The following is a 21065-nucleotide window of genomic DNA, read 5'->3' as shown; positions in this document are numbered from 1 at the left end:
AATGGCGGACGAAGGCAAGCTTCGGGATTACCTCACGCGCGTCATTGCCGAGTTGCACCAGACCCGGCAGAGGCTGCACGACGCCGAGTCCCAGGAGCACGAGCCGATCGCGATCGTAGGGATGGCGTGCCGCTTCCCGGGCGGAGTGCGATCGCCGGAGGACCTTTGGCGGCTCGTCGCGGACGGAAGGGACGCGGTCGGTGGCTTCCCCACCGACCGCGGCTGGGACATCGAGTCCCTCTACCATCCCGACCCGGATCACCCCGGCACGTCGTACGTGCGCGAGGGTGGGTTCCTGGAGAAGGCCGCGGACTTCGACGCCGACCTGTTCCACATGAGTCCGAGGGAGACGCTGGCGACGGACCCGCAGCAGCGGCTGCTGCTGGAGACCGCCTGGGAAGCCTTCGAACGGGCGGGGATCAACCCGCAGTCGTTGCACGGCAGCCGCACCGGTGTGTTCACGGGCGTGATGTACAACGACTACTCCTCCCGCCTGATGCATCAGGTCCCGGCCGGCTTCGAGGGACATGTCGGGAACGGCAGCGCCGGCAGCATCGCGTCCGGCCGGGTGTCGTACGCGTTCGGGCTCGAGGGCCCCGCCATCACCGTCGACACGGCGTGCTCGTCTTCACTGGTCTCGCTGCACCTGGCCGCGCACGCGTTGCGGCAGGGTGAGTGCACGCTCGCACTCGCGGGCGGTGTCACGGTGATGGCCACTCCCGGCACGTTCGTGGAGTTCAGCCGGCAGCGCGGTCTGGCGCCGGACGGCCGGTGCAAGCCGTTCGCGGCGGGTGCGGACGGTACGGGCTGGTCGGAGGGTGTGGGGCTGCTGCTGGTGGAGCGGCTGTCGGACGCCAAGCGCAACGGGCACCAGGTGCTTGCCGTCCTGCGTGGCTCGGCAGTGAATCAGGACGGCGCGTCGAACGGCCTTACCGCGCCCAACGGCCCCTCGCAGCAGCGCGTCATCCGCCAGGCGCTGGTGAACGCCGGGCTCACGCCTGCCGACATCGACGCTGTTGAAGCACACGGCACCGGCACGGCCCTCGGCGACCCGATCGAAGCGCAGGCGCTGCTGGCGACCTACGGTGAGGGCCGGTCGGAAGATGCTCCGTTGTGGCTGGGGTCGCTGAAGTCGAACATCGGGCACACGCAGGCGGCGGCCGGTGTCGCGGGCATCATCAAGATGGTCATGGCGATGCGGGAGGGCGTACTCCCCCGAACGCTGCACGTGGACGAGCCGTCGTCACACATCGACTGGTCGAGCGGAACCGTCCGTCTGCTGACGGAGCAGCAGGACTGGTCGCATCCTGATTGGCCGCTCCGGGCAGCCATCTCTTCCTTCGGGCTGAGTGGCACGAACGCGCATGTGGTTCTTGAGCAGGCGCCCGCGATCGCACCCGTTGAGGGTGAGACAGAGCCCAGCGAGTCCGGGTCTTCGGGTGTGGTGGTGTGGCCGGTGTCGGGTCATACGGCCCCGGCTCTGGCCGCGCAGGCTGCGCAGCTGCACGCGTGGCTGGAGGACCACCCCGACGCCGATCTCCCCGCCGTCGCCGACGCACTGGGACGTACGCGTGCGACTCTCGATCACCGGGCGGTCGTCTTCGGCACCGAACGCGGGCAGCTGCTGGACGCGCTGGCCGGCATCGCCGCAGGGACCCCGACCCCGCACGGGGTGACCGGGCGATACCAGGCCGGGAAGCTCGCTGTGCTGTTCACCGGCCAGGGCTCCCAGTACCCCGGGATGGGACACGGCCTCTACACCACCCACCCCGTCTTCCGTGACGCCCTCGACGAGGCGTGCGCAGCCCTGGACCCGCACCTTCCGGTGCCGCTGCTCAGCGTGATGTTCGCCGGGCCCGGCACCCCGGAGGCGGACCTCCTGCACCACACCACCCACACCCAGCCCGCCCTCTTCGCCCTGGAGACAGCCCTCTACCGGCTCGTGGAGTCCTACGGGGTGCGCCCCGACGCGCTCGCCGGGCACTCCATCGGCGAACTCACCGCCGCCCACGCGGCGGGCGTGTTCACCCTCACCGACGCCGCCGTTCTGGTCACCACCCGTGCCCGGCTGATGGGGGAGCTGCCCGCCGGGCAGGGCACCATGCTCACCCTCCACACCACCCCCGACCACATCACCCCTCTTCTTGAGGGCACCACCCTGGAGATCGCCGCCCGCAACTCCCCCACCAACACCGTCGTCTCCGGCACCGTCTCCGACATCGAGACCCTCACCGCACGCGCGGCCGAGGCGGGCATCCGGACCCGTGCGCTGAACGTCAGCCACGCCTTCCACTCCGCCCACATGGACCCCGTCCTCGACACCTTCCGCACCACCCTCACCACCCTCAACCCCCAGCCACCCACACTGCCCGTCATCTCCAACCGCACCGGACAGCCCCTCACCCCCGAACAGGCCCTCTCACCCGACTACTGGACCGAACAGCTCCGCCACAGCGTCAACTACACCGACATCACCCACCATCTCGACACCACCGGCACCACCACCTACCTCGAACTCGGACCCGACACCACCCTCACCACCCTCACCACCCAAACCCTCCCCGACGCCACCGCCATCGGCACCCTCCACCCCAAACACCCCCACCACCACACCCTCCACACCGCACTCGCCACACTCCACACCCACCACACCCCCCTCACCTGGCCCACCACCACCCACCCCACCCACCACCACCCCACCCTCCCCACCTACGCCTTCCAACACCACCACTACTGGCTCAACGCACCGGCAAACAGCGGCGATCCGGCGAGTCTCGGACTCCGCCGTACGGCACACGCCCTGCTAGGTGCCGCGGTTGAGCTCGCGGACGGCGGGAGCGCCGTGACGTTCACGGGAAGCCTGAGTCTGCGCACGCACCCGTGGCTCGCGGACCACGCGGTCGCAGGAGCCGTGCTGCTGCCCGGCACCGCGTTCGTGGACCTCGCCCTGCACGCAGGTGAGCACACAGGCCATCCCCACCTGGCGGAACTGACGCTCCAGGCCCCGCTCGTCATGGCGGAGACCGGCAGCGTCCATCTCCAGGTGACCGCCGGTGCCGACGAGGACGGGAGCGGACGGCGTCCGGTCACCGTCCACTCGCGCGCCGAGGACGGTGAGTCGTGGGCCCTGCACGCCACCGGCCATCTCACGACGACGCCCCCGGCCCCCGCCGAGGACCTCACGGTCTGGCCGCCGGCCGGTGCCGAGGCGCTGTCCGTCGACACGTTGTACGACGACCTCGCCGAGCACGGTTACCACTACGGCCCCACCTTCCGGGGTCTGACGGCGGCCTGGCGTTCGGGCGACAGCGACGACGTGTACGCGGAGATCACGCTCGGCGAGGACGCCGACCCGGACGGCTACGGCATCCACCCCGCACTCCTCGACGCCACCCTCCACGCCCTCGGCCTGGCCCCCGGCACAGACCAGCAGGACGAAGACGGGTACGAGAACGGGAAAGCCCAACTCCCCTTCTCCTGGAGCGGAGTCGACCTCCACGCCACCGGCGCGTCGGCTCTCCGGGCGCATGTCCGCAGGCTGACACCCACCACCGCCCGGATCACTCTCGCCGACCCGGAGGGCCAGCCGGTTGGACATATCGACACGCTGACGCTGCGGCCTCTCGACGTCGCCCAGCTGCACCGGGCCGGCGAGTCCGATCCGTACCGCGACACTCTGTTCAGCCTGGACTGGTCGCCCGTCCCGCTTCCGGAAGCCGGTGCCGGGAGCAGCGGCCAGTACGCCGTTCTCGCCCCGCTCGCGGACGGCAGCAGCTCGGACGACAACAGCACCAACCATGCAGCCGAGTTCGCCGCCTCGCTGGCCGCGGCCGTCGGCTGCGAGGGGACGACGGACCTCGACCGACTGGCAGAGGGGGACGAAGTACCGGCGACGGTCTTCCTCCCCGTCATGGACCGCGGCATGCATGCGGACGACGAGCCTGTGCCCGCCCGGGTGCGGCAGCTCGGCACCCGCCTGCTCGCGCTCGTCCAACGCTGGCTGCGTGACGAGTCGCTGGCGGCGGTACGACTCGTCGTGGTGACGTCCGGGGCGGTGGCCGCCGAGCCCGGGGACCCGGTCTCCGACGTCGTATCCGCGTCCGTGTGGGGTCTGCTGCGCTCGGCGCAGTCGGAGCACCCGGACAGGTTCCTGCTGGTCGACGTGGACGGTGAACCGGAGTCGGCAGCCGCGCTGCCGGCCGTCGTGCTCAGCGGCGAACCGCAGGTGGCCGTACGTGAGGGCCGGCCGCTCGCGGCCCGTCTGGGCCGGTACTCGACCAAGGAGGCGCTGGCCGTCCCCGCGGGCGCGTCGGACTGGAGCCTCGGTGTGACGGGGCAGGGAACCCTGGACCACATCGCCCTGGTCGAGTCGCCCGAGGCGTCGGCGGAGCTGGCCCCCGGTGAGGTACGGGTCGCCGTCCGCGCGGCGGGCCTGAACTTCCGCGATGTCGTCGTCACCCTCGGCATGGTCAGCGATGTACGCGCCGTCGGCGGTGAGGGCGCCGGTGTGGTCCTGGAGGTGGCGCCGGACGTCACGCACCTGCGTTCCGGCGACCGGGTGATGGGACTGTTCACCAGCACCGGCCCGGTGACCGTCACGGACGCCAGGCTGCTGACGCGTATCCCGCAGGGCTGGACCTTCGCGGAGGCCGCCACCGTCCCGATCGTCTTCCTCACCGCGTACTACGGGCTGGTCGACCTGGCCGCGATAGAGCCCGGTGAGCGGCTTCTGGTCCACGCGGGCGCCGGTGGCGTCGGCATGGCCACCCTCCAGCTCGCGCGGCACTGGCAGGTCGAGATCCTGTCGACCGCGAGCACCGGCAAACAGCACGTCCTGCGCGCGCACGGCCTGGATGACGCGCACATCGCGTCGTCACGCACCCTCGACTTCGAGGAGCACTTCCGCGCCTCGACGGAGGGCGCGGGTGTCGACGTCGTACTCAACTCTCTCGCCGGGGACTTCGCCGACGCGTCGATGCGGCTGCTCTCCGACGGAGGACGCTTCATCGAGATCGGCAAGACGGACATCCGGGACTCCGAGGCCGTCGCGGAGGCGTACCCGGGCACCGTCTACCAGGCGTTCGACCTGGGCGACGCGGGGCCCGAGCGCATTCAGGAGATGCTGGAGGAGCTCCGTACGCTGTGCGAGGAGGGGGTACTGAGCCCGCTCCCCGTCACCGCGTGGGACATCCGACGCGCACCGGAGGCGCTGCGCTACCTGAGCCAGGCCCGGCACATCGGCAAGGTCGTGCTGACGCTGCCGTCCGCGTTGCGCGCCGAGGGCACCGTCCTGGTCACCGGCGGCACGGGAACGCTCGGTGCGCTGACGGCCCGCCATCTGATCACCGAACACGGCGCCCGGCACCTGCTGCTGACCAGCAGGTCCGGCCCGGACGCGGGTGGGGCGCGGGAGCTTCAGGAAGAGCTGACCGCGCTGGGCGCCGACGTCCGCATCGCCGCGTGCGACGCCGCCGACCGCGAACAGCTCACCGCACTGCTGGACACCATCCCCGCCGAACACCCCCTCACCGCCGTCATCCACACCGCAGGCGTCCTCGACGACGCGACGGTCGACCGTCTCACCCCCGAGCAGCTCACCGCCGTGCTCGCCCCCAAGGTCGACGCCGCCTGGAACCTCCACCAACTCACAGCGGAATCCGACCTCGACGCGTTCGTCCTCTTCTCCTCCGCCGCCGCGACATTTGGTGCGCCGGGCCAGGCCAACTACGGTTCGGCAAACGTCTTCCTGGACACCCTGGCCGCCCATCGCCACCGTCGGGGTCTGCCCGCGGCCTCACTCGGGTGGGGACTGTGGGCCGAGTCCAGTGGGATGACACAGCACCTGGACGGCGCGGATGTGGCGCGGGTGAGCCGCGCGGGGGTCGTACCCCTGACGACGCCCCAGGGGCTGGCACTGCTGGATATGGGTCTGGCCGAGAACCGGCCCTTCCTGCTGCCCACCGGGCTGGACACCCGGGCTCTGGGCTCGACGGCCCCGCCGCCGCTTCTGCGCGCTCTGGTGCAGCCCCGGCGCGCCAGTGTGTCCCGCGCGGCTCGGGGTTCGGGCGCGTCCACGGGCAAGGGCGGCTCACTGGCGGAGGCGCTGTCCCTGCTGGCCCCCGAGCAGCGGGAGCGTCACCTTCTGGACCTGGTACGGAGCCATGTGGCGACCGTGCTGGTACGTGGTGACGCGGCGGCCATCGAGGCCGACCGCACGTTCCGGGAGCTGGGTTTCGACTCGCTGACCGCCGTTGAGGTACGCAACCGGCTCACCGCCTCGACCGGTCTCCAGCTCCCGACGACCCTCATCTTCGACCACCCGACGCCGATCCTGGCGGCCCGCTTCCTCCTCACGGAACTGCTCGGCACGCTGCCGGCCACCGCGATCGGCGCCGCGGCGCCGATCGCGCACGACGAGCCGATCGCCATCATCGGAATGGCCTGTCGCTTCCCGGGTGAGGTCTCCTCGCCGGAGGACCTGTGGGAGTTGCTCGCCGAAGGACGGGACGGGATCGGTGACTTCCCGACCGATCGCGGCTGGGACATCGAACGGCTGATGGACCCGGACCCGGAACGCACCGGCACTTCCGCGACGTCGTCCGGTGGCTTCCTCTACGATGCCGCCAAGTTCGACCCGGAACTCTTCCGCATCAGTCCGCGCGAGGCGGTGGCGACGGACCCGCAGCACCGACTGCTGTTGGAGACGTCGTGGGAGGCCTTCGAGCGGGCCGGCATCAACCCCATGTCGCTCCAGGGGAGCGACACCGGTGTCTTCGCCGGTGTCATTTCGCAGGACTACCTCTCCCGGCTCACCGACACCCCTAAGGGGTTCGAGGGCCAGGTCGGCATCGGGAGCGCGCTGAGCGTCGCGTCCGGCCGTGTCTCCTACACGTTCGGCCTGGAGGGCCCGGCGCTCACGATCGACACGGCGTGTTCGTCGTCGCTGGTCGCGCTGCATCTGGCGTGCCAGTCACTGCGGAACGGCGAGTCGTCGCTGGCACTGGCCGGCGGTGTGACCGTCATGGCGGCGCCCGGATGCTTCACGGAGTTCACGCGCCAGGGCGGACTGGCGCCGGACGGCCGGTGCAAGCCGTTCGCGGCGAGTGCGGACGGCACGGGCTGGTCGGAGGGTGTGGGGCTGCTGCTGGTGGAGCGGCTGTCGGACGCCAAGCGCAACGGGCACCAGGTGCTCGCGGTGGTGAAGGGTTCGGCGGTCAACCAGGACGGTGCGTCGAACGGTCTTACCGCGCCCAACGGACCTTCGCAGCAGCGCGTGATCCGTCAGGCACTCGCGAACGCGGGACTGTCGGCGGCGGACGTGGACGCTGTCGAGGCTCATGGCACCGGCACGGCCCTCGGCGACCCCATCGAAGCCCAGGCCATCCTCACTACTTATGGTCAGGACCGCCCGGAGGATGCTCCGCTGTGGCTCGGATCGCTGAAGTCGAACCTTGGCCACACGCAGGCGGCTGCCGGTGTCGGCGGCGTCATCAAGATGGTGATGGCGATGCGGGAGGGCGTACTCCCGCAGACGCTGCACGTGGACGAGCCTACGCCGCATGTGGACTGGTCGGCGGGGGCAGTTGAGCTCCTGACCGAGAACACCCCTTGGTCGGTCGAGGGCGAGCGGCCGAGGCGGGCCGGTGTGTCCTCGTTCGGCATGAGCGGCACGAACGCGCACGTGATCCTGGAACAGGCCCCGGCGGCCGAACCGGTCGAGACCACGGAGACGGATGACCCGGCAGAGTCCCCTTCCGGTGTGCTGGTGTGGCCGGTGTCCGGTCACACATCGGACGCGTTGGGTGCCCAGGCTTCCCGGCTGCACGCGTACCTTGCCGCGCATCCGGAGGTCACGGCCGAGCAGGTCGCGCATGCTCTGACCACGACTCGCGCGGCGCTGACCCACCGGGGTGCGGTGGTCGCGACGGAGTACGCCGAGCTGATGGAGGGGCTGGCGGCCCTGGGCGAGGGTGCTCCCAGTGCGCATGTCGTGAGCGGTGTGACGCGACCGCAGGGCAAGACGGTGTTCGTCTTCCCCGGCCAGGGTGCCCAGTGGCCGCTGATGACCGCCGACCTCCTGACGACCGAGCCCGTCTACGCCCAGTCCATCGACGCGTGCGCGAAAGCCCTGGCCCCGTACGTCGACTGGTCGCTGCGGGATGTCCTGACCGATCCGGCCGGGGAACTGCTGGAGCGTGTCGACGTCGTCCAGCCCGCGTTGTTCGCGGTCATGGTCTCCCTCGCCCGGCTGTGGGAGCACCACGGGACCAGCGCGGACGCGGTCATCGGTCACTCGCAGGGTGAGATCGCCGCGGCCCACATCGCCGGCGCGCTGAGCCTGGAGGACGCGGCGAAGATCGTCGCCTTGCGGAGCAAGGCCCTCACCACACTGACCGGCCGCGGCACCATGGCCTCGGTCACCCTGCCGCACGAACAGGTCACCGAACAGATCGCCGGATACGACAGCCTGTCGGTCGCCGTCATCAACTCCCCCACCCACACCGTCATCTCCGGCACCACCGAGGACATCCACACCTACCTCGACCACTGCCAGGCGAACAACGTCCAGACCAGGCTTCTCCCGGTCGACTACGCCTCCCACAGCCCCCACGTCGAAGCCCTCGAAGCGGAACTGCTGACCGCTCTCGCGGACATCGTGCCGCAAGCGGCGAGCATCCCCTTCCACTCCACCACCCATCCCATCGACCGGCCCACCGACACCACCACCCTCAACAGCACCTACTGGTACGACAACCTCCGCAGGCCCGTCCACTTCCACACCACCCTCACCCACCTCAACAACACCGGCCACACCACCTACATCGAAACAAGCCCCCACCCCACCCTCACCACCCCCATCAACCAAACAAACGAAAACCCCGAGACGGGCAACGGCAACGACACGCCGCTGACCGTCACCGGCACCCTCCGACGCCACCAGTACGGACCCACCCAGTTCCGCCTCGCCCAGGCCACCCTCCACACCCACAACACACCCACCACCTGGCCCACCCCCACCACCCAACCCACCACCCTCCCCACCTACGCCTTCCAACACCAGCACTACTGGCTCAACGACACACCCACACAAGCAAACCTCACCACCGCCGGCCTCACCCCCGCCAACCACCCACTCCTCGCCGCCACCATCCAACACCCCGACAACCACACCACCACCTTCACCGGCACACTCTCACTCCGCACCCACCCCTGGCTCGCCGACCACACCGTCACCGGCACAATCCTCCTCCCCGGCACCGCCTACATCGACCTCGCACTCCACGCCGGACACCACACAAACCACCCCCACCTCACCGAACTCACCCTCCAAACCCCCCTCACCATCCCCGAAAACGAAACCATTCAGCTTCAACTAATCGCAGGCCCTGAAGACACCCAGCAACAGACCACCCCCATCAGCATCCACTCCCGTCGGGTCACCGACGAAGCGTGGACGCTCCACGCGATAGGAGTGCTCTCCGACGTTCCCGCCGATTCCGCGGGTACGGATCTCACCGCCTGGCCGCCCGCCGGTGCGAAGGCTCTGTCCGTGGAGACCCTCTACGAGTCGATGGACGCCCGGGGTTACGGCTACGGTCCCGCCTTCCGAGGCCTCACCGCGGCCTGGCGCGACGGCGACAACCTCTACGCCGAGATCGAACTCGACCCCGACACCGACGTCACCGGCTACGGCATCCACCCCGCACTCCTCGACGCCGCACTCCACACCCTCGGTGCGGACAGCGGTACGGACAGCGGTACGGACGGACGGGCAGAGGCCGAGCTCGCGCTGCCCTTCTCCTGGTCCGGGGTCAGTCTGCACGCGACCGGTGCCACCGCACTGCGCGTCCACATCGGGCGCGGGGACGCGCGGACGTTGGCGCTCAGCATCGCCGACCCGGTCGGCCAACCGGTCGTCCATGTCGAAGCCCTGACACTCCGGGCGATCGACCCTGCGCAGCTCGCCGCCGTCAGCACCGGGCCGGCCGACGAGAACCGGCTGTTCACCGTCGCGTGGTCGCCGGCGGTTCCGTCCGAGGCCGGGACCGAAGCCGTTGCCAATGGCGTCGCCAACGACGCGGATCCGCAGCCGTACGCGCTCCTGCTGGCCGGTGTCGATGAGGCCCCGCAGGAAGTGGAGGTCCATGCCCGGCTCGGCGACTTCGCCGAACTGCCGCTGCCCGAGCGAGTACAGGCCACGAGCGAACAGGCCCTCGCCCTCCTCCAGGACTGGCTGACCGACGACGCCCGCACCAACTCCCACCTCGTCGTCCTCACCCGCCACGCCGTGGCCGCCCAACCCGGTGAACATCTCACCGACCTCACCCACGCGCCCCTCTGGGGCCTCATCCGCAGCGCCCAGAGCGAACACCCCCGCCGCATCACCCTCATCGACACCGACAACCACCCCGACAGCACCAACCACCTCACCCAGGCCATCCACACCGCCACCATCACCGACGAACCCCAAGTCGCCCTCCGCAACGGCAACATACTCACCCCCCGCCTCACCCCCTTCCCCACACCCGAGCGGCTCTCGCCTCCCGCGGACGCGCCCGCCTGGCGTCTGGGTGTCACGGGCGGAGGCACCGTCGAAGACGTACGCCTGGTGGACTTCCCCGAGGCCGTCGCGCCGCTCGCACCAGGACAGGTCCGGATCGCCCTGCGCGCCGCGGGGCTGAACTTCCGGGACGTCGTCGTGGCGCTCGGCATGGTCGCGGACGTGCGGTCACTCGGTGGAGAAGGCGCCGGTGTGGTGATCGAGGTCGCGCCGGACGTCAGCCACCTCGCGGTGGGCGACCGGGTGATGGGTCTTCTCTCCGGTACCGGGCCGGTCACCATGACCGACGCCCGGCTGGTCACCCGCATGCCGGACGGCTGGAGCTTCGCCGAGGCGGCCACCCTCCCCATCGTCTATCTCACCGCCTACTACGGGCTCTCCGATCTGGCAGGGGTGCAGCGGGGTGAGCGTCTGCTCCTGCACGCCGCGACGGGTGGCGTCGGTCTGGCAACGCTGGAGCTGGCCGAGCACTGGGGTCTCGAGGTGTTCACCACGGCGAGCCCGGCGAAGCAGTACGTGCTCCGCGACCGGGGCATTCCCGACACCCATGTCGCTTCCTCCCGCACGCTCGACTTCGAGCAGCACTTCCGTGCCACGGCAGGGGCACCGGGTGTCGACATCGTCCTCAACTCCCTGGCCGGTGACTTCACCGATGCCTCCCTGCGCCTCCTCGGTGACGGCGGACGCTTCATCGAGATCGGCAAGACCGACATCCGGGACGCCGACACCGTTTCGGCGGAACACGATCACGATGTCGTCTACCAGGCGTTCGACCTGGGGGACGCGGGGCCCGACCGTATCCAGGAGATGCTCCAGGAACTGCGCGAGCTGTTCGTGAGCGGGGCGCTCAAGCCGCTGCCCGTCACTGCCTGGGACATCCACGATGCCCAGCAGGCCATCCGGTTCCTCAGTCAGGCCCGGCACATCGGGAAGGTGGTTCTCACCCTCCCGAGCGGGATCTCTCCCGAGGGCACGGTGCTGATCACCGGCGGCACCGGCGTACTCGGCGGACACATCGCCAGGGAACTGGTCGCCGGGCACGGAGCCAGGCACCTTCTGCTCGCCAGCCGCTCCGGTGCGGACGCCGCCGGCGCCGCCGAGCTGCGGGCGGAGCTGGAGGCTCTCGGCGCCGAGGTGCGTGTCGAGTCCTGTGACGCGGCCGATCGGGATCAACTGGCCGAGCTGCTGGACACCGTTCCCGCCGAGCACCCGCTCAGCGCCGTCGTCCACGCCGCCGGCGTTCTCGACGACGCGACCGTCGAACGGCTCACGCCGGAGCAACTCGCCTTCGTCCGGCGCCCGAAGGTGGACGCGGCATGGAATCTGCACGAGCTGACGGCGGGTTCCGACCTGGACGCCTTCGTGCTCTTCTCATCGGCCGCCGCCGGGCTGGGTGCCCCGGGCCAGGCCAACTACGCGTCCGCCAACGCCTTCCTCGACGCGCTCGCCGTCCACCGACGGCACCAGGGTCTGCCGGCGGGATCGCTCGGCTGGGGCTACTGGGCCGAGGCCAGTGGCATGACGGGCCACATGAGCGATGCCGACACCGAGCGCCTGGTGAGGGGCGGGGTCAGGCCGCTGCGTACGGAGACGGCGCTCCGCCTCTTCTCCACCGCCCTGACCAGCGGCGCGCCTTCGCTCCTGCCGATCGACCTGGACACCAAGCGGCTCAGCCCGGAGAGCGCCCCCGCGCTCCTGCGTGGTCTGGTCCGCCGCCCCACCCGGCGTGTGGCCGCCGGGGCCGGCGCCGGTGCGGTCGCGGGTCTCGCGGGGAGTCTCGCCGGGCTCTCCCCGGCCGCACAGCGGGAACAACTGCTCGCACTGGTCTCCCAGCACGTGGCAGCCGTCCTCGGCCATGCGGCTGGTGTGGACGCGGACCGTGCGTTCAAGGAGCTGGGCGTCGATTCACTGACAGCTGTTGAGCTCCGCAACCGGCTCGGCGCCGCCACCGGCGTGCAGTTGCCGACAACAGTCGTCTTCGACCACCCGAGCCCCAAGGCTCTGACCCAGTACCTGCTCACTCAGCTCGTGGGCACCGAGTCGGCGGGCACGGCGCGTCCCGCCACGTCCAACGGCACCTCCCAGGACGACGAGCCGATCGTGATCGTCGGCATGGCGTGCCGCTTCCCCGGCGACGTCTCGTCGCCGGAGGATCTCTGGCGGCTCCTTGCCGATGGCGGCAGCGGCATCGGCGAGTTCCCGACCGATCGCGGCTGGGACATCGAACGGCTGCTGGATCCGGACCCCGATCACGCCGGCACCTCCACCACCCGGCGCGGTGGATTCCTGCACAGCGCGGCCCAGTTCGACGCCGAACTCTTCCGGATCAGTCCGCGCGAGGCCCTGGCGACGGACCCGCAGCAGCGACTGCTCCTGGAGACGGCCTGGGAGACGTTCGAGAGCGCGGGCATCGACCCCACCTCTCTCAAGGGAAGCGCGACCGGTGTCTTCGCCGGACTGACCTCACAGGACTACTTCTCCCGGCTGTCCAGCATTCCCGAGGACCTTGAGGGCTACCTCGGATCAGGAAGTCTGGCCAGCATCGCGTCGGGGCGTATCGCTTACACGTTGGGCCTGGAGGGGCCGGCGGTGACGGTGGACACGGCGTGTTCGTCGTCGCTGGTCGCCCTGCACATGGCCGCCCAGTCGCTGCGGAACGGCGAGTGCGACCTCGCGCTGGCCGGCGGCGTCACCATCATGTCCACCCCGAACGCGTTCGTCGTATTCAGCCGACAGCGTGGTCTGGCCCCCGATGGCCGGTGCAAGCCCTTCGCGGCCGGCGCGGACGGCACGGGCTGGTCGGAGGGTGTGGGGCTGCTGCTGGTGGAGCGGCTGTCGGACGCCGTACGCAACGGGCACCAAGTCCTGGCGGTGGTGAAGGGTTCGGCAATGAACCAGGACGGTGCGTCGAACGGTCTGACTGCTCCGAACGGGCCTTCGCAGGAACGGGTGATCCTTCAGGCGCTGGCGAACTCGGGTCTGTCGGCGGCGGATGTCCAGGCGGTGGAGGCGCACGGAACGGGCACGACGCTGGGCGACCCGATCGAGGCCCAGGCCATCCTCGCCACCTACGGCCAGGACCGGCCGGAGGATGCTCCGCTGTGGCTCGGATCGCTCAAGTCGAACATCGGGCACACGCAGGCCGCGGCCGGTGTGGGCGGTGTGATCAAGATGGTGATGGCGATGCGGGAGGGCGTACTCCCGCAGACGCTGCACGTGGACGAGCCGACGCCGCATGTCGACTGGTCGGCGGGAGCCGTTGAACTCCTCAGGGAGAACACGCCGTGGACGGTCGGGGAGGACCGGCCGAGGCGGGCCGGTGTGTCCTCGTTCGGCATGAGCGGTACGAACGCGCACGTGATCCTGGAACAGGCCCCGGCGGCCGAACCCGTCGAGACCACGGAGACGGATGACCCGGCAGGGTCCTCTTCCGGTGTGGTGGTGTGGCCGGTATCGGGTCACACATCGGACGCGTTGGGTGCCCAGGCTTCCCGGCTGCACGCGTACCTTGCCGCGCATCCGGAGGTCACGGCCGAGCAGGTCGCGCATGCTCTGACCACGACTCGCGCGGCGCTGACCCACCGGGGTGCGGTTGTCGCGACGGAGTACGCCGAGCTGATGGAGGGGCTGGCGGCCCTGGGCGAGGGCGCTCCCAGTGCGCATGTAGTCAGCGGTGTGACGCGACCGCAGGGCAAGACGGTGTTCGTCTTCCCCGGCCAGGGGGCCCAGTGGCCCCTGATGACCGCCGACCTCCTGACGACCGAGCCCGTCTACGCCCAGTCCATCGACGCGTGCGCGAAAGCCCTGGCCCCGTACGTCGACTGGTCGCTGCGGGATGTCCTGACCGATCCGGCCGGGGAACTGCTGGAGCGCGTCGACGTCGTCCAGCCCGCGTTGTTCGCGGTCATGGTCTCCCTCGCCCGGCTGTGGGAACACCACGGGACCAGCGCGGACGCGGTCATCGGTCACTCCCAGGGCGAGATCGCCGCGGCCCACATCGCCGGCGCGCTGAGCCTGGAGGACGCGGCGAAGATCGTCGCCTTGCGGAGCAAGGCCCTCACCACACTGACCGGCCGCGGCACCATGGCCTCGGTCACCCTGCCGCACGAACAGGTCACCGAACAGATCGCCGGATACGACAGCCTCTCGGTCGCCGTCATCAACTCCCCCACCCACACCGTCATCTCCGGCACCACCGAGGACATCCACACCTACCTCGACCACTGCCAGACGAACAACATCCAGACCAGGCTTCTCCCGGTCGACTACGCCTCCCACAGCCCCCACGTCGAAGCCCTCGAAGAACACCTCCTCACAGTCCTCGCGGACATCACCCCGCAGGCCGCGAGCATCCCCTTCCACTCCACCACCCATCCCATCGACCGGCCCACCGACACCACCACCCTCAACAGCACCTACTGGTACGACAACCTCCGCCAACCCGTCCACTTCCACACCACCCTCACCCACCTCAACAACACCTCCCACACCACCTACATCGAAACAAGCCCCCACCCCACCCTCACCACCCCCATCAACCAAACAAACGAAAACCCCGAGACGGACAACGGCAACGACACACCGCTGACCGTCACCGGMACCCTCCGACGCCACCAGYACGGACCCACCCAGTTCCGCCTCGCCCARGCCACCCTCCACACCCACAACACACCCACCACCTGGCCCACCCCCACCACCCAACCCACCACCCTCCCCACCTACGCCTTCCAACACCAGCACTACTGGCTAAACGACACACCCACACAAGCAAACCTCACCACCGCCGGCCTCACCCCCGCCAACCACCCACTCCTCGCCGCCACCATCCAACACCCCGACAACCACACCACCACCTTCACCGGCACACTCTCACTCCGCACCCACCCCTGGCTCGCCGACCACACCGTCACCGGCACAATCCTCCTCCCCGGCACCGCCTACATCGACCTCGCACTCCACGCCGGACACCACACAAACCACCCCCACCTCACCGAACTCACCCTCCAAACCCCCCTCACCATCCCCGAAAACGAAACCGTCCAACTCCACATAGCCACCGGCCCCGAAGACCCGGCCACTCAGGACCTCATCCCCGTCACCATCCACTCCCGCCAAGCCGACGACGAACCCTGGACCCTCCACGCCACAGGTCTGCTCGCAGACGCCGGGGCGACGAACTACCCTGCCGAGCCTGCTTCTTGGCCGCCCGCCGATGCCACCGCGCTCAGCACCGACAGCCTCTACGACGACCTCGCCACCCACGGCTACGGCTACGGCCCCGCCTTCCAAGGACTCACCGCGGCCTGGCGCGACGGAGACAACCTCTACGCCGAGATCGAACTCGACCCCGACACCGACGTCACCGGCTACGGCATCCACCCCGCACTCCTCGACGCCGCACTCCACACCCTCGCACTCGGGTCGTCCGACGAGCAGCGTGTCCAGTTGCCGTTCTCGTGGTCGGGCGTAGAGCTGTTCTCCACCGGGGCGACCTCGGTGCGGGCACGTATCACGCAGACGGACGCATCCTCTGTCTCGCTCGTACTCACCGACCCCCAGGGCGCGTTGGTCGCGCGCATCCAGGCCCTCACCATGCGTGCCATCGATACGGCGCAGTTGGCGGCGGCCGGCACCAGCACCCACAACCGGCTGTTCGCTGTCGAGTGGACCGCGACCGCCCTGGCGAGTGACGGCGGCACAGACGCCGGCGACCACCAAGCCTGGACGATCCTCACCGCCGGAACACCCGCCACCGCCCCACCCGAGTCGATCACCCACCTCGAACTCGATCCGGCCGACCCCGACCTGCCCCTCCCCCAGCAGGTCCACCACGCCGCCGCCCAGACCCTCCAGCACCTCCAGGACTGGCTCACCGACCCCGCCAACACCGACCGCCACCTCATCGTCCTCACCCACCACGCCGTCACCACCCACCCCGGCGAGAACATAACGGACCTCACCCACGCACCCCTCTGGGGCCTCATCCGCAGCGCCCAGAACGAACACCCCCACCGCATCACCCTCATCGACACCGACAACCACCCCGACAGCAACAAGCACCTCCCCGGCGCCGTCCACGCCGCCACTACCGCCGGCGAACCCAAACTCGCCCTCCGCAACGGGGACACACTCGTCCCCCGCCTCGCCCGCCACACCCCCACACCCGGCAACACCCTCACCCCCAACCCCCACGGCACCACCCTCATCACCGGCGGCACCGGCACCCTCGGCACCCACATCGCCCGCCACCTCGTCACTCACCACAGCGCCCGCCACCTCCTCCTGACCAGCAGGACCGGCCCGGAGACGGAGAGGGCCCAGGCCCTGCTGAAGGAGCTGACCGCGCTGGGGGCCGACGTCCGTATCGCCGCGTGCGACGCCGCCGACCGGCAACAGCTCACCGCACTGCTGGACACCATCCCCGCCGAACACCCCCTCACCGCCGTCATCCACACCGCAGGCGTCCTCGACGACGCCACCATCGACAACCTCACCCCCCAACAGCTCACCACCGTACTCGCCCCCAAGGTCGACGCCGCCTGGAACCTCCACCAACTCACAGCCGACCACAACCTCGACGCGTTCATCCTCTTCTCCTCCGCCGCCGCCACCCTCGGCGCCACCGGACAAGCCAACTACGCCACCGCCAACACCTTCCTCGACGCCCTCGCCCACCACCGCCACCACAACGGACAACCCACCACCTCACTCGCCTGGGGCTACTGGGCACAACCCACCGGCATGACCGCCCACATGGACGACGGTCACGTGGCCAAGCTGAGGCGGTCCGGGCTGGTGCCGATGACGAGTGAGACGGGTATGGCGCTGTTCGACATCGCGGCTGCCCCGGGGGAACCCCCGATGCTGCTGCCCGCGGAGCTGTCCCCCTCGCACATCGATGCGGACAGCGTGCCCCCGTTGATGCGTGGACTGGTGCGGCCTGTCCGGCGCGCGGCCGCCGGGAGCACGCCGGGCGGACCCACCGGGCTGCTCGGCCGGCTGTCCGGGCTGGAGGTGCACGAGGCGCGGGAGGAGTTGGTGAAGCTGGTCTCCGCCCATGTGAGCGCGGTTCTCGGTCATGGTCCGGGGGCATCGGCGTCGCCGGACAAGGCGTTCAAGGATCTGGGCTTCGATTCGCTCACCGCGGTCGAGCTGCGGAACCGGCTGGCCGCGACGACGGGGCTGCGGCTGCCCGCCACGCTGGTCTTCGACCACCCCTCGCCGAAGGCCGTGGCGCTCCACCTCCACGAGGAGTTGTTCGCCGGGGGCCCGGCGTCCGGCGAAGCGGTGGCGGTGACGGTGCCGAAGAACCCGCTCGCCGAACTGGACCGGCTGGACGCGGCGTTGCTCGCCGGGACCGATGATTCGGTCCTCGACCGGGTGGCCCTGCGGCTGACCGCGGTGCTGGCGAGGCTCAACGCGGACCGGAACGAGCGGGAGGCCGCCGCACGGGAGGACACGACGTCCGACCGGCTCCAGGGGGCCTCCAGCGACGAGCTGTTCGACTTTATCGACAAGGACCTGGGAAGGAACTCGCATGCCTGATGAGGCGGAGCGCAAGAAGGTGGCCCTGGAGTACTGCCACCGTCTGAACGCCGGTGACGTGGATGGCGCCCTGGCGTTGTTCTCGCCGGAGATCCGGTACGAGGACCCGGTCGGGAGTGGCACGCTGACGGGCCTGACAGCGCTCCGGGAGCACTTGGCCCGCGCGGTCGCCTCCCGCGTACTCGAAACGCCCGGGGTTCCGGTGGCGTCCTTGGACGACGAGCACGTGCTGCTGCCGGCCACGGCCGAACTGGACGACGCGCGGCTGCCGGCGGGGAGCCGGCTGACCGTCGCGTTCATCGCCCTGCTGCGGGTGGGTGCCGACGGGCTGATCCGGGAGATGCGGCTGTTCTGGGGTCGTACGGACACCAGTGTCACGCCGGCCGCGTCGGCAGCCCAGGGGGTGCGGTGAGCACCCCCAGCACCCCCGTACGGCAACCGCAGGAGGCCGCGCCGTCCTACGCGGCTCTCGCCGAGCCGACGGAGCCGGTCAGCAGACCGTGGACCCTGCTCCTGGTCCTGGCGAATCTCGGTGTGTGGATGGCCTTCATGGCTCCGCTCCAGGTGCTGCTGCCGGATCAGATCCAGCACATCTCACCGGAGAACAAGAAGTCGCTGCTGGGCTGGGTGACGGGTGCGGGTGCACTGGCGGTGCTGCTGACGACTCCACTGGTGGGTGCGTTGTCCGACCGGACGACGGGCCGGCTGGGGCGGCGGCGGCCGTGGACGGTCGGTGGCGCGGTGCTGGGTGCCGTGGCCCTGGTGGCCCTGTCGCGGCAGGACACGATCGCCGGTGTCGCGGTGGCGTGGGTGTTCGTGCAGGTGGGGCTGAACATGATGCTGGCCACGCTGACGGCCGCGGTGCCGGACCGGGTGCCGGTGAGGCAGCGCGGACTGGTGTCGGGGTGGGTGAACCTGCCGCAGGTGCTGGGCGCGGTGCTCGGTGTCGGGCTGGTGTCGGCCGTGGTTCCCGGGCGTCCGGGCTATGTGGCGCTGGGGCTCGTGGTGGTGGGTCTGATGCTGCCGTTCGTCCTGCTGACGCCGGACGATCCGCTGCCGCTCGCGGCGCGCCCGCCGCTGGGGTCGCTGCTGCGCGGTATGTGGATCAGTCCGCGGCGTCATCCGGACTTCGGCTGGGCGTGGGCGAGCCGTTTCATCACCCAGCTCAGCGGCGCCGCCGCCTCGTTGTACCTGCTGTACTTCCTTCAGGACTCGGTGAAGGTGAAGGACGCCGACGAGGCCGTCCTCCAGCTCACCGCGGTCACCACGCTCTTCCTGCTCGTCACCATCGTGCTCGGTGGTTACTGGTCGGACAGGGTCGGGCGCCGGAAGGTGTTCGTGCTGGGCGCGGGCGCCGTCCTGGCGCTGGCCTCGGTGGTGATGGCGGTGTCACCGACCTGGCCGGCGGCTGTGCTGGCGGCGGCCATTCTCGGTGCCGGTTTCGGTGTGTATCTGGCTGTCCACTCCGCGCTGGTGACGGAGGTTCTGCCGTCGGCGACGGACCGGGGGAAGGACCTGGGGCTGGTGAACGTGGCCAATACGGCTCCGAACCTGCTGGCCCCGGCCATCGCCGGGCCCGTGGTGTCGCTGGCGGGCTACCCCGCGCTCTTCGCTCTGTCGGCGGTGCTGACGCTGGGCGGCAGCGCGCTGGTGCTGCGGATCCGCGCGGTGTCCTGAGCCGGTGTGCCGGGCCCGGTAGTGCTGACAGCCGGGGCCGGTACTCCTGACATACGTACGACAGTGGGGGCGGTCCCTGGTGGACCGCCCCCACTGCATGTCATGCCCCCGGTCAGGTCAGGGGCTTGGTGCCGGCCGCCATGATGTAGTCCACGGTCTCCAGTTCCCGCTTGAGCAGCTCGGGGTCCGCCCATGCCTTCTGCAGGACACGGTAGTAGAGCTTGCTCACGGTGGGCTTGAACGCCGGGTCGGCGACCTTCTTGGTGATGTAGGCGCGCCAGGGCTCCCACACCTTGGGCTGGATGGTCGTGACGCCGACCGATTCGAAGCCCGTCTGGCTCAGCTTCTCGGCGTAGACGTCCCGGTCGTGCCAGTTGCGGTCGTCGACGGTCCACTTGAGCCAGCCGAGTGCGTGGGCCTTGAGGTTCTCTCGCGGTCCCGCGCCGGGCATGGGGACGATGTCGGCCGTGGCGATGACACCGCCGGGCTTGAGGACGCGGTAGGCCTCCTTGAAGAACTGGCTGCGCGGCTGGTAGTGCATGGCCGACTCCAGCGACACGACGCGGTCGAAGGTGTTGTCGGGGAACGGGATCTCCGTGGCGGAGGCGAGCTGGAAGTTGACCCGGTCCGTGACGCCTTCGCGCCGCGCCCGGTCGCTCGCGAACTCGACGTGCTTCGGCGTGATGTTGATGCCGAAGATCTGCCGGGGCCTACGGCTCTTGAGCCAGTAGAAGTCCTGGTCTCCGTAGCCGAATCCGCAGTCGAGGACGGTGTCGCCCTCGCGCATGCCCACGGTGTCGGCCAGCAGGCCGGCGAGGGCTTCCTGGGCCGCGTCGTACGTCTCGTTCCCGGTCTCCCAGTACCCCTGGTTGAAGTAGGTGCTCTCCTCGGTCATGAGGTGCCCAGGGGGGTACATCTCGTAAATGCTCTGGACCTTCTTGGTCCAGTCGCTGGCCATTCGGAACTTGACGAGGCTGCCCAACATGCGGACGTCCTCGCGAAGCGATGCCTGCGGTCTTGCCATAATTCGCTTTCCTCCTGACCAAGCAGGCCGCAGGGGTTGGCGATGGCCGTGCTGTCTCACCGCGGCGCGTGCTGACGGCCCTACTGTGCGGAATACGGACGGCCTCATTCTCAACAGAGCCGCCTAGCAACCCGCTAAAGAGAATCTGAATGCCGCGGAGTGCGTCTCATGTGGGGGAACGGTGAGTTAGGGGGGCTTTAGCCGACGGCGACAGCATCGGCGTCCGGTATGTCATCCGCACGTGTGCGCGGGAGAATT

4 protein-coding genes are annotated in these 21065 nt (G+C 69.9%); 3 read left to right on the top strand and 1 reads right to left on the bottom strand.

The window, feature by feature from the left end; genetic code table 11:
- Position 1: 1 nt before the first annotated feature.
- Genes SSPS47_RS36085 through SSPS47_RS30760 form a run of 3 tightly spaced genes read left to right on the top strand, consistent with a single transcriptional unit; the run spans position 2 to position 19783 of the window.
- Positions 2 to 18106, top strand: coding sequence for a type I polyketide synthase (locus SSPS47_RS36085; RefSeq protein ID WP_164253763.1), 18105 nt, complete (start codon positions 2 to 4; stop codon positions 18104 to 18106).
- Positions 18099 to 18518 carry a nuclear transport factor 2 family protein gene (locus SSPS47_RS30765; protein ID WP_147879037.1) on the top strand — a complete coding sequence of 140 codons (420 nt, stop codon included), beginning with the start codon at positions 18099 to 18101 and terminating at the stop codon, positions 18516 to 18518. The genes SSPS47_RS36085 and SSPS47_RS30765 overlap by 8 nt, the downstream gene beginning before the upstream one ends.
- Positions 18515 to 19783: an MFS transporter gene (locus SSPS47_RS30760; RefSeq protein ID WP_239065126.1), complete on the top strand. Its 1269-nt coding sequence runs from the start codon at positions 18515 to 18517 to the stop codon at positions 19781 to 19783. Before SSPS47_RS30765 ends, SSPS47_RS30760 begins: the two co-directional genes overlap by 4 nt.
- A gap of 112 nt (positions 19784 to 19895) precedes the next feature.
- Here SSPS47_RS30760 and SSPS47_RS30755 read toward each other — a convergent pair whose 3' ends face one another.
- Entirely contained in the window at positions 19896 to 20768 is an 873-nt protein-coding gene (locus SSPS47_RS30755) for a class I SAM-dependent methyltransferase (RefSeq protein WP_164253762.1), read from the bottom strand.
- Between the last annotated feature and the right edge of the window lie 297 nt (positions 20769 to 21065).

The organism is Streptomyces sp. S4.7 (assembly GCF_010384365.1).
Taxonomy (GTDB): domain Bacteria; phylum Actinomycetota; class Actinomycetes; order Streptomycetales; family Streptomycetaceae; genus Streptomyces.
The sequence above is the reverse complement of the archived record's forward strand: the minus strand, read 5'-3'. Positions and strand labels throughout refer to the sequence as shown.